Origin of the sequence: Bacteroides sp. 1_1_14 (genome assembly GCF_000162515.1) — a bacterium.
GTDB classification, from domain to species: domain Bacteria; phylum Bacteroidota; class Bacteroidia; order Bacteroidales; family Bacteroidaceae; genus Bacteroides; species Bacteroides thetaiotaomicron.
In genome coordinates, this window is the sequence record NZ_GG774706.1 from 355,954 (window position 1) to 368,918 (window position 12,965).

A 12,965-nucleotide genomic window follows, 5' to 3' on the forward strand; every position below is an offset into this window, starting at 1 on the left:
TTACGAACATTCCTTATAATTTGTATAAATGTTTATTTGTCTCTATATTTATAAATTGTTTAACTTTTAAATATAATTGCTATGAGACAGGAACTGTTTTTAGGATGGAGTATCCCTTTTGCGATGTTGTTTGCGTTTTATTCATGCAGCCATGAAATGGATAGCAATTTAGAAAGCGCTGTTGAAGAGGCTGTTGATTTGAGATTGGATCAAGACAGTGCTTTAACGAGAAGTGATCTATGGGAGGAAGAAGAAGAGTCTGCTTTAGAGTGGGCAGAGGATAGGGAAGGTAAGTGCCCTTATTCCCCATGTGGGTTGTGTGAATTTAAATTTGTTCCAGACTTAGATTCTGATACTGAAGATGGTTATAGTTATTATGCTGATTTTTGTTGGAATGCGGGATTTATTGAGGAAAGCACAGGACAGGATGTTTCTGATCAATATTTTTTGCAAATTCAGTGGAGCTATACTGGTTATATGAATGAGTGGGCTTATATAAATATGCGCGGTAGTAAATATGGCCTTGTCAAAATACTTGGTGATGGTGCTCTTGAAAAAATACCGGCATATGCTTTTCCTTATAGTACAACAAGACGATATATTTACATGAGAATGCGTACTATTCATGAAAGTTTTATAGGGGCTACGCCAGTACCAGAAGTAGAAACTCAATATAAATATGATCGTAGCTTATTTTCTATGTGGAGTTATCCAGAAGTGATTGGAGATCCTTATTGTAATTACTGGGGGTATAATAGACCACAACCAAGCGTAGATGACATTATTAATGGTGAGGTTGCAGTGGACGAAACAAGTTTTATTGTGAGAGTTTATTTGCCAATGAATACAGATAAATATAGTTACTCGTGTATTATGTATAATCATAATTCGGGTTATGAGCAATCCCTTGGAGGAACTACGAACAGTAATAACGAGGGAATGGCTATCGGTACAAATATAGGGAAAAGTGGTGGTCAAATTGAAGTAATTGCAAAAAGAACTAATAAGTTGACTGGTGATGTGACCTATGATACGACCTATAGGGATTACTCTGCTGGAGATAAAAATGTAGATATTTATATATCAGAATATGCTTTTGGTTATGAATAAAAGTATGTCTGAGCATTTATGATATGTAAGAAATGAAACCTTTTATTAGAGCAACTGCACCAACGGTTTTACCTGTATAATAACGAATAAAACTGTTGATGTGGTTACCCTGTATAAGGTTTATAATGTCAGACTGATGTAACTGTGAGTTTTCCCGATTTGTTTGTACTAGGCAATGTAATTTCTAATAATCCTTGATGATATGTTTTGCTTTCTACTACTTTCCCATTGAAAGTTACTTGGTAATCTTTCTCCGGATTCATGCAAACAAGAATTGTTCGCTGATGAGGAACTGTTGAATCATCAAAAGCTATTTCTGCCTGATACTGTGTATAATCATCATTGAAATGGCTGTTGGAAATCCACACTTCGAAGCCGGTTGAAACTTTCCCTATCCGATAGTATGCAGCAAACCAGTTGAGTATAGGAGATGATAAACCGGAGAATTGATGCCATCCGGCTCCACGTTGTGAGGAGATAATGAAGTGTTCGAAGGTGTAATAACTCTCCTTACATTCTTTTTCCCATGTATTTAATGCGGTAGTTGCTACTTGATAGGCTTTTTCTCCTTCTCCAAGATCCAGCAAGGCTTTCCACACCATCCATTGATGAGGAAACCAAACGGCTCCATTCCAATAACCGTCTGTACGATAATAAGGTGCAGACTGGTCTACTGTAGAAATTCCTACTTCTGTCCACATCTCGTCAGGAGAAAATACATGGTTTATCATCCTGCTTGTTTGCTCTTTGGAGGAGATGTTTGCAATAAGTGGGCTTACTCCGTCCAGTCCCTTATTAAAGTTAGAACCATCTTTATATCGATAGATGCCTTTAGGTTTGCCATCTTTGTCATGCATTACATATCCGAAATAACCGGTTTCCTCATCCCATGAATAGGTTTGTAATGCATTTGACAGTTGTTTGATGGTTTGCTCATACTCTTTTACATCTTTTTTAAGACCTAGTTCTTTTGCTGCTAAACGTAAAATTTTAGCAGCTCTGATATAATAAGCCGAAGATACCACTGGAGTAACAGAAGCCTTGTCACGTAAAGCATGTTGAGGCGGATAATCATCCCATCCTCCTGAATTATAGAAATAATCCCATGTTCGTAGCAGACCGGAACCTTTCATTCGGGTTGTGGAGTAGGGATTCTTACCTGTCATAAAATCAAAGAACTGCTTCAGTCGCGGGTATAGAAATTGCAATGCTTCTTTTGACTGTGTATTATTCCATAAATCGTAATAGGCATACATCTGTATGGGCAATGGAGTGCCATGATGAATAAATGCAGATTCACTGCCTACAGGAGTTGTATAAGCTCTGATACACTCAAAAGCCTTAGTAATATCCACATCTATTAATCCCAGAGCTATGAAACCGGAATCCCATGTATAAAGGCTATTCCAATTTTTGCCGGGCGTAAAATGCCGGATATATTGCCCTTGGGTATGGACGGGATAAACAATGTTGGATAATAATGCTGATTGCAGCAAGCGACGTCCGAATTCATACTTCTTGCCATCTGCTAATATTCTGTCTTCAGAGTTATTCGAATCCTTTTGTATTAATGAAGTCAGAGTTTCCGGTGTGGAATGAAACTTCTGAATCTGTTCATTGACTTGTTGGGGTGTTCCGGTGCAGACTAAGGCGTATATTGTCTGTTCGGAGTGAGGTGCCAAGACAATCGGACGTAGAAAAGCATTAGAATAATGCCACTCTCTGTTTCCTATTAGTCTCGATGATACATGGTCGTGAGTCTTTTTGCGGAAGAAAGATTCCAGATTGTTATCCAGAACTTCCCGAATCTGAGATTCTTGGTAATTCCATGCTATTCCATAATAGTTATCACATTCCGGATATTTTAAGATAAAATCTTGTTTCGTTTTTCCCAATTTAATTTCGGGAATAAAAGAAAGCTTCCTAGGTAGTATCTTGATTTGCTTTATATCTTCTTCGCTACCGATAAAGAAACCATCTAAATCAGTATTGTGTGTACCCTCTGATATTAATTCTAGCGTGTATTTTCCCGGTTCTTTGCAAGTATAGGGGATTGAGACTATGTTATATTCTCCGGTGCCTTGTAGCTCTAGGCGGCTTTCGGTTATTCCTTTTACTTGAAAAGTGCTTGTTTTTCCTTTAGGAGTATTGTATCTAAATCCTATCATTCCTTTTTCTTTTCCAGGTAGAATATTTATTTCATAGCTCACTTTGTCTCCCTTATCTCTTCCAAATCCTTTTCCTAGAACAAAACCACTGAGTGATTGAGAAGTTCGCATTTCGTTCCTTTTCCATCCGTCGTATACTAAATTATACTGTGGAGATTTGCGTACAGGCTCATTTGATATATAATCGGTTGCGTTATGCCACTGTATATTTGAATCTTCAGGGATTTTGAACTGAGGTTGTTCTCCTTCATAATCGATATATGCCATCAAATTGAGAACGAGATTTTGGTTAACAGCAGTATTATTGACGCAATTCATACCTACCAGTGTTCGGTGTTCATCTAGTATATAATAGGTGACATCAGTAAATACTCGGTTTTTCCACTCCATTTCATAGCGGTATGTAATGCGGCTCATGGATGAATTGATATCCCATGGGTAATAAGATGATTCGAAAAGCACATGAGGAATCAGTTGACGATTACGGTAATAGCCTGGCATTACAGAGAAATCGAAACGCATCCCGGCTTTCATATCGGGTATATGTGAGATTCCTGCGTATCGCTTAGAGTAAGGCCCCCAAGCTTGCAGTGAGGTGATGTCGTGACTATTGGTAAAACATGATGGAGGGATCGTTGATTGTCCCAATACAGATGTTATCCAAAACATGATCATTAGTAACATCATTAAAGATTGCTTAGTTTTCATATTAGAGTTTAAAATGGTTCGTTGTAACAAAGGTAAGACTTTTGATTTTTTAGAAAGATAGAAACTGTTCAATAAAAAGTATAAATTGTCCATAATGCAAATAATTGGTCATTATAATTTAGTGAAGTCTTTCTTATTAGTTGTTAAAAACGCTTTGGGACTAATTTTCCATTTATTGACCTGTTTGTATCACTCTAAATGCAACAGAATTTCTACTTTTGTGTCGTTCATAAAAACTATTATGGTCATTTTATGTGAGTACTTGATAAAATAAAATAAAGAAGATAAAGAATATAACGATTGTTTTTTGAAGTATAGTTAAAAAGAATGTTTGAAGGATAACACATTTATTTTTTAATCATATGTCGTACAAGGAGCTTGTATTGAGTTCCAACTTAAATCTTATGAAATGAATAACAAGTCAATTGAAAAAACAAGTATCACTCGTCGTACACATCGTTTTATATATATGCTGACAGGGATACTTTTGCTTCTATCGTGCGGATCGGATAACAATAATCCGACTGAGGATCCGGGAAATACTACGAATTACTACCTACAATTACAACCGAATGGTCTGAATGCAATTAGGGTTTCTTGTACAGAAGAAAACTTTGTGTTTCCTTTCCAAATCAAGGTTATAGGGAATGGAACTAATAAAGGGTTTAAAGCTCAAATAAACCCATGGAGTGAGGATGAACTGAAAGCATATAATAATAAGGAGAAAACATCTTATGTACTTTTGCCCTCATCGTTGTATTCTCTGACTTCTACAGAACAGGTTTTCAAAGAAGAAGTTTCAGTTATGGATGTAGAGGTTAGCTTTAATCCGTCTAAAGTATTTGCTGAATTTAGGGAAAAAGGTGCTGAATATGTCATTGCTTTAAAACTTAGTAGTGATAAAATTCAGGTACGAGATAGTCAGAGCGAAATATTACTTGGCATTTCTTATGATTATCCAACAGCTTCTTTTGCTACCTCTTTTGTAGAGGTTAGTGTCAATAAAGATGTGATTCCTGTATCTATTGCTGCATCACTTGATTATACAATAGATGGGATACCAACAGCTAATCCTTGGGATTTTGTCTGTGGTTTCGTTCTGCCATCTAATGCTGAAGAACTGGTTGCAGAATATAATAAAGTCTATAAAACTTCATATCAACTTCTGCCCGCAAGTAATTATGATTTAGGTGAGGGTGTGTCTTTTAAGGCTGGTGAAACTCAAGCTAATGGAGAAATTACAATTAAGCGTGAAGGAATGGCTGTTGTGGATTATTTATTACCATTGCAACTTGGAGAGTGCTCTAACAATGGAGTTATTTGCCAGGAAGAGATATGCTATCTTAAGGTAGGGCGTACATATACTAATCCAATTATATCAGATAAAAGCGTACCGGACCCTACGGTAATTCGCGCTAATGACGGGTATTTTTATTTATATGCTACTCAAACTAGCACTTATTGGATGCCGATTTATCGTTCGAAAGATCTAGTAAATTGGGAATATCAAAAGACAGCCTTTACACAAGCTACTAAGCCATCTTTATCAGGTGGAGGTGCTTTTTGGGCTCCAGAAATGACATATATTAATGGGAAATATGTTCTTTACTTTTCATGGGCTAAGATGAATGGAGCGGATGTTAGCTATACGGCTGTAGCTGTTTCTGATTCTCCTTTAGGTCCTTTTCCGAACAGTAAGGCGTTAATTACTAATGAAGAGTTTGGTTCTAATGTAATTGACCAGTTTTATTATGAGGAAAATGGAAAGAAATACATGTTTTTTGGAAGTTTCAAGGGAATTTATGTAACGGAACTTACAGATGATGGTCTTTCTGTTAAACGTGATGTGGATGGTAAGCCTGTTTTGAAGAAACAAGTTTGTGGTAATGCATTTGAGGGGACAAATATTTATAAGAAGAATGGTTATTATTACTTATTTGCTTCCATTGGTAACTGTTGTAATGGTATTAATAGCAGTTATAAAGTGGTAGTTGGTCGCTCTAAAGATTTATTAGGTCCTTATGTAGATAAGAAAGGAAAAGGCATGCTTGATAATAGTTGGGAGCTTGTGTTGGAAGGGGATGGACAGAAATGGATCGGACCGGGGCATAATTCTATTATTATACAAGATGATGAAGGTACAGACTGGATGATTTATCATAGTTATATGAAAGATGCAAATGGTGGCGTCGGTGGACGCTTGGGAATGCTAGACCGAGTATTGTGGACTAATGATGGTTGGCCATACATCAAGAATTGTGTTCCTTCTAATTCAGGATTGATACCGGTATTTAATTCTAATAATTGAAATCGATATATATTTATTAACATTTAAAATCAATGTATTATGAAAATGAAAACAAAGAATCATGTTTGGCATTTTTTGTGGGGATTGTTGGCATTGGTTAGTTTCTGTTTCGTCAGTTGTAAAGATGATGACGAAGGAGGAGAACAGCCCTTTGACCCAAGCAAGCCTGTAGTTATTTCTGATTTTACTCCAAAAGAAGGGGGCTTAGGAAGCCGTTTGGTATTATATGGAGATAATTTTGGAAATGATGTCTCAAAAGTAAAAGTGACGATTGGTGGACAAACAGCAAGCGTGATTGGAATCAAAAATCATAATTTGTATTGTTTCGTTCCAGCAAGGGCTTATGATGGAGATATTGAAGTAAGCATTTTGGATGATAGAGGTGAAGAGATTGCCTATGCTGAGGCAGAAGAAAATTTTGTCTATAAGAAAAAGATGTTGGTAACTACACTTATAGGCGAAACAGACCCGGAGATAGCGGATGAAAATAAAAATTTTGATGTAAAAGATGGTCCATGGGGCGATTGCGGAGGTTTGGAAAAAATGGAGTGGATGGTTTTTGACCCTAATAATAAGGATAAATTGTATGTTTGTGGTGGGGCAAAAACACATCGTGTTGTTGATTTTTCAAAGAAGACATTAGGAACTATTGCGTTTACAGGTGAGGCGGCTGGAGAATGTAATATTTTGAGCTTCAGTAATAATGGAGAGTTAATTGTTGTTCGGAATATAACGACAGACAATAAAAATGGTATATTCTTTTATTCTCCTGAATCAAATTTCACAACACAAACAAAGGCTCTTTATGCTCGAGGATGTAGAGCGGCAATTCCTCATCCTGTGAATGGAGAAATATACACATCTAGGTATGATAAAGGGTGGATTGGTAGATATGATCCAGAAACGGGAGAGTATAATCCAAGTTTCTTACAAATGTATCGTGCTAGCCTTGACTTATATGTTGTAATACATCCGACAGGGAACTATATGTATATCATGGTGAGAAATAGACATACCATTTATCGGGCGGATTATAACTGGGAAACAAAAACATTTGGAACTCCTTATCTAGCTTGTGGCAAAGATGGTACATCGGCTTGTGAAGATGGAGTAGGTAGTATGGTTCGATTAAACCAACCTCAACAAGGATGTTTTGTGAAAAATCCTGATTATGAGGGGCAGGCGGATGAGTACGATTTTTATTTCGTAGATAAACAGAATCATTGTGTTCGAGTTATGACACCGGCTGGAAAAGTAACTTTGTATGCCGGACGTCCGAATGGGGATGGAACTAAAGGATTTAATGATGGAGATTTGCGTACACAGGCTCGTTTTAATTATCCAGCGAGCATTGTATACGATGAAGTGAGGGGATGTCTCTTAGTGGGAGACTCTAATAATCATCGTATACGTAAGATTGCTTTAGAGGAATAATAATGATAAACACATATAATATAATGAAACATTTTTTATTAACATGTTTGTTGTTGCTAGGATTCTCTGGCTTTGTTTTTGCACAAGAGAATATTGTAGTAACAGGTATCGTGACTGATACGAACAAAGAACCTATGATTGGTGTAAATGTATCTGTTGCAGATATGCCTGGTTTGGGAGCCATTACAGATATAAATGGTAAATATTCGTTGAAGACACCTCCGTATCATAAAATCGTGTTTTCATATATCGGTTATGAGAAGTTGGAAGTATTGGTAAAAGAACAGCGTGTAGTTAATGTTGTAATGCAGGAGTCTAGTGCTACATCTATTGACGAAGTTGTTATTACTGGAACCGGTATACAAAAAAAACTTACGGTCACGGGGGCTATTACAAATGTTGATGTAGAAGAGCTGAAAACAACTCCAAGTACATCTATGGCAGATGCCTTAGCAGGAGTTGTACCGGGTATTCAGGCTATGCAGGCTAATGGACGCCCAGGTACTGTTTCAGAGTTCTGGATACGTAGTATTTCTACATTTGGTGCTAATAGTTCAGCGTTGGTTTTAGTTGATGGCTTTGAACGAGATTTGAACGAAGTTAATGTGGAGGATGTAGAATCATTTAGTGTATTGAAAGATGCTTCTGCCACCGCAATTTATGGTAGTAAAGGTGCTAATGGGGTAGTTTTGATCAATACTCGTCGTGGTAAAGAAGGCAAAATTAATATTAATGCAAAAGTGGAGGGGTTTGCATCCATGCCTACTAAACTTCCTGAATTTGTGGATGGATATACTTATGCATCAATGGCAAATGAGGCAAAATTAGCACGTAATGAAGAACCTCTCTATCAGCCGGAAGAGCTAGAAGTTTTCCGTTTAGGGCTTGATCCGGATTTATATCCAGATGTAGACTGGATGGATTTAATGTTACGTGATGTATCTTATAGTTCCCGTGTGTCATTGAATATGACTGGTGGAGGTAAAACTGCTCGGTATTATGTAGGAGGTAGTTATCAAAATCAACAGGGTATATACAAGACTGATAAATCATTGAAAGACTATAATACCAATGCAAACTTCAGGAAATGGACCTATCGTATGAATGTGGATATTGATATAACAAAAACGACTCTTTTGAAAGTTGGTGTTTCTGGATCATTACGTCAACAGAATGATCCGGGAGTAGGGACAGATGCTATATGGACAACATTGATGGGCTATAATTCTATTATGATGCCAGTGACGTATTCGAATGGCAAGATCCCTTCTTGGAGTGAGAAAGAAGATAATATAAATCCATATACTCAGGCTACACAAACAGGTTTTAATGAGAGTTGGAAAAATAATATTCAAACGAATGTGACATTAGAACAGAAATTAGACTTTATCACTAAGGGACTTAGGTTTATTGGAAGGTTTGGATATGATACGGAAAATTCGAATTGGATAAAGCGAGTGAAATGGCCGGAGTTATGGAAGGCTCATTCATACCGGAATTCTGATGGAACATTAGAGTTTGATCGTGTTTCACCAGAAAAGAAAATGACTCAAACATCCGGGTCGGACGGTATACGGAATGAATTCTTCGAATGGGAATTGCATTATGAACGTGGATTTAACAACCATCATACTGGAGCCGTAGTGAAATATACGCAATCCTCCAAAGTCTCTAATCAAAATATCGGTACTGAGCTAAAGAATGCTATTGCCCGTCGTAATCAAGGACTTGCAGGGCGTGTTAATTATAATTGGAACTATCGTTATTTTATTGATTTTAATTTTGGATATACAGGTTCTGAGAATTTTCATAAAGATCACCGTTTTGGCTTTTTCCCTGCTGTTTCTGGCGCATGGAATATTGCGGAAGAAACTTTTATGAAGGGATTAACATGGCTTAATATGTTTAAAGTCCGTTATTCTTGGGGTAAAACAGGTAATGATATCTTGAAAAAAGATCTTCGTTTTCCTTACTTGTATACAATCGAAACTATGATGACGGATGAGAATGAACCTAAACCTACAGGAGGATATCAGTTTGCGGATGTCGGTTATGACAGATATTATGGAGGTATGCGTTATTCATCATTAGCCTCGACTAATGTCTCATGGGAAATTTCTACTAAACAGGATTTGGGTATTGATTTTTCACTTTTTAATGATAAGTTGACAGGTGAGATCGATTATTATAAAGAGAAAAGAGAAGGTATTTATATGGAGCGTGCCTATTTACCTTGGATCGCTGGTTTGGAAAGTAAGCCATCTGCTAATGTTGGAGTAGTAAAAGCAGAAGGATTTGATGGTCGTTTCACTTTTAAACAAAAGGTTGATAAGGTGAACCTGACAATACGCGGAAACATGACTTATGGTAAGAATGAGATCGTGGAACGCGATGAAGAAAATAGTATCTATTGGTACAAGATGCAGGAAGGACATCGTGTGAATCAGGCAATGGGACTGGTTTCACTGGGTCTGTTCAAGGACTATGAAGAAATTCGTAATTGGCCAAAACAATTTGGTGAGGTTATGCCGGGTGATATTAAGTATAAAGATATTAATGGAGATGGTGTAATTGATGATAATGATAAAGTAGCTATTGGATCTACTACAAAGCCTAATTTTACTTATGGTTTTGGTGCATCTGCTCAATGGAAAGGGTTGGATGCGAGTGTGCATTTTCAAGGTGTAGGCAAATCTTCTTACTTTATAAACGGTTCCACTGTCTATATGTTTTCTGGTGGTGATGGTTGGGGAAATGTATTGAAGGAAATGGCCAATAGTAACCGATGGGTTTTGGGAGTAAATGAAGATCCGAATGCCGATTATCCTCGTTTAACTTACGGGAATAATTCTAATAATAATCGTGCTTCTACCTTCTGGCTTAGAAATGGGTCTTATCTTCGTCTGAAAACCTTGGATGTAGGTTATTCACTTCCAACGGCACTAGTACGTAAGGCTCATTTGAATAAGGTACGTTTCTTTTTTACCGCTACAAATCTGCTTACTTTCTCAAGTTTTAAGCTTTGGGATCCTGAAATGGGAAGTTCGGATGGAAAGAAATATCCGCTTAATAAAACTTTCTCTTTAGGAGTATCTGTTAATTTATAAAAATGAACGTGTATATGAAAAAACTGATAGTAATTTTATCCTTTACAGTAGGATTGATTTCTTTGGCAGGATGCTCTGATTATTTGGACTCAGATTACATCTTTGATGAGCGTATGTCTATAGACGATGTCTTTCATAATAAAGATTATACTAATAATTGGTTAGCAAGAGGTTATGCTTTTCTTGCTAATGGTTATTTGCAAGATGTTGGTAGTAAGAAAAATGTTCCTTTTAATTTTGCAGATGATATGTATTATTGGGAGGATTCTGATGCTAGTGGTTACAGAAAGTGGAAAAGTGGACGATATAATGAAAATGGGGTATATGGTTCGAGTTCGGGTATTTGGCAGAACGCTTATAAGGGAATTCGTCAAGTATCTATCTTTCTGAATAATATTGATAAAAATGAATTGTTTACTCCGGAAGAAATTTCAGACTTTAAAGGACAAGCTCATTTTCTCAGAGCTTATTTTTATTGGTTGACACTTCGGGCGTTTGGACCTGTGCCGATTATTCCGGATGAGGGAATAGATTATACTCAGGAATATGATGAGTTAGCCTATCCTCGTAATTCTTATGACGAATGTGTGGAATATATTACTGGTGAACTAACGAAAGCTGCAAGTGTTTTACCTCTTCAGCGAGGAGTGCAAGAGATTACTCGTCCAACCCGTGGAGCTGCATTAGCATTACGTGCTAAAGTTCTTCTGTATGCAGCTAGTCCATTATTTAATGGTAAGGCTCCAGATGTTGTTTCATTGGCTTTGATTAATAAAGATGGAAAGCGTTTGCTTCCAGAATCTTATGATGAATCTAAATGGGCTAAAGCAGTGGCTGCTGCTAAAGATGTGATGGATTTGAATATCTATGGATTACATGTGGCTAATTATAATGCTAGTGAAGGAAATATTGCTTATCCCAAAACAATAGCTCCGCCGGCTGATGGGGATTTTTCCGAACAGGATTGGCCAAATGGTTGGAGAAACATAGATCCTTTTCAATCGTATCGTGAATTGTTTGACGGCTCTATCATAGCCAGTCAGAACGAAGAACTGATTTTTACTCGTGGTATAAATCAGGGTAATGAAGGAATAGGTATTATGGTAGTTCATCAGTTACCACGAAGTGGTGGTGGGGGATATGGTTCGCATGGTATGACACAAAAACAGTGTGATGCATATTATATGAACGATGGTGAAGATTGTCCGGGTATGAATGATATGTATAGAGGCTATGCAGGATATGAAGGACGTTACAACACAGATCCTAGACCGGCAGGTTATGTGGAAGCAAGTGAACTTGCACAGTATCCGGAATTAGGACCGTTAGGTGAGGGTGTATCCAAACAATATGTGAGGCGCGAACCACGATTTTATGCTTCAGTTGCTTATAATGGAAGTACATGGCACTTTCTGAATGCGGAGGATAGTAAAAACGAGGAAAAGAATATTCCTATATTTTATTATCGGGGAGGCTATAAAGGGTATAACAATGGATATACAAGTGGTTATACTCTTCAGACAGGTATTGGAGTAAAGAAGTATGTGCATCCGGATGATATTAGTTATACGGAGAAAACCGCTTATGATCAAACTCGTCTAGAGAAGAAAACAGATCCGGCTATTCGTTATGCGGAAATTCTAATGATTTATGCGGAGGCCCTAAACGAATTAACGGGATCTTATGACATTCCTTCATGGGATGGAAATAAAGTTCATTCTGTTAGTCGCGATATTAATGAAATGAAAAAAGGTATTCGTCCGGTTCGTTGTCGTGCAGGATTGCCTGATTATAGTATGGAAGTATATAGTAGTCAAGACAAATTCCGTACTAAACTGAAACGTGAATGGCAGATTGAATTTTTTGCTGAAGGGCATCGTTACTGGGATTTGCGTCGCTGGATGGATGCTCCAGTAGAAGAGGCTACTCCTGTGTATGGTTGCAATATGTTAGCTACGGAAGCGATGAAAGATCAGTTTCATACTCCGACAATGTGTACGACATTGCCAACTATTTTTGCTACCAAGATGTGGCTATGGCCGATTAATCATGAAGAGCTAAAACACAATATAAACTTAATTCAGAATCCGGGTTGGACAAATCCTGAATAATCTTTTTAAAATCAGAAAG

At 37.2% G+C, this 12,965-nt stretch carries 6 protein-coding genes; 5 read left to right on the forward strand and 1 reads right to left on the reverse strand.

Annotated elements, in window-relative coordinates; all coding sequences use genetic code 11:
- The first annotated feature begins 81 nt into the window (after positions 1-81).
- Complete coding sequence (locus HMPREF9007_RS11240) at positions 82-1,110, forward strand: hypothetical protein (RefSeq protein WP_008761897.1); 1,029 nt, start codon at positions 82-84, stop codon at positions 1,108-1,110.
- Positions 1,111-1,238: 128 nt separating this feature from the next.
- Here HMPREF9007_RS11240 and HMPREF9007_RS11235 read toward each other — a convergent pair whose 3' ends face one another.
- Positions 1,239-3,986: a trehalase family glycosidase gene (locus HMPREF9007_RS11235; protein WP_032850438.1), complete on the reverse strand. Its 2,748-nt coding sequence runs from the start codon at positions 3,984-3,986 to the stop codon at positions 1,239-1,241.
- 409 nt (positions 3,987-4,395) lie between these two features.
- Between HMPREF9007_RS11235 and HMPREF9007_RS11230 the strand changes: the two genes are divergently transcribed.
- Genes HMPREF9007_RS11230 through HMPREF9007_RS11215 form a run of 4 tightly spaced genes read left to right on the forward strand, consistent with a single transcriptional unit; the run spans position 4,396 to position 12,946 of the window.
- Complete coding sequence (locus tag HMPREF9007_RS11230) at positions 4,396-6,294, forward strand: family 43 glycosylhydrolase (RefSeq protein ID WP_008761899.1); 1,899 nt, start codon at positions 4,396-4,398, stop codon at positions 6,292-6,294.
- 39 nt (positions 6,295-6,333) lie between these two features.
- Positions 6,334-7,728 carry an IPT/TIG domain-containing protein gene (locus tag HMPREF9007_RS11225; protein WP_032850439.1) on the forward strand — a complete coding sequence of 465 codons (1,395 nt, stop codon included), beginning with the start codon at positions 6,334-6,336 and terminating at the stop codon, positions 7,726-7,728.
- Between the two features lie 23 nt (positions 7,729-7,751).
- A complete protein-coding gene (locus HMPREF9007_RS11220) occupies positions 7,752-10,835 on the forward strand; it encodes a TonB-dependent receptor (protein WP_008761901.1) in 3,084 nt (1,027 codons plus the stop codon).
- Positions 10,836-10,849: 14 nt separating this feature from the next.
- On the forward strand, positions 10,850-12,946 hold the full coding sequence (locus HMPREF9007_RS11215) for a RagB/SusD family nutrient uptake outer membrane protein (RefSeq protein ID WP_032850480.1): 2,097 nt from the start codon (positions 10,850-10,852) through the stop codon (positions 12,944-12,946).
- The last annotated feature ends 19 nt before the right edge of the window (positions 12,947-12,965 follow it).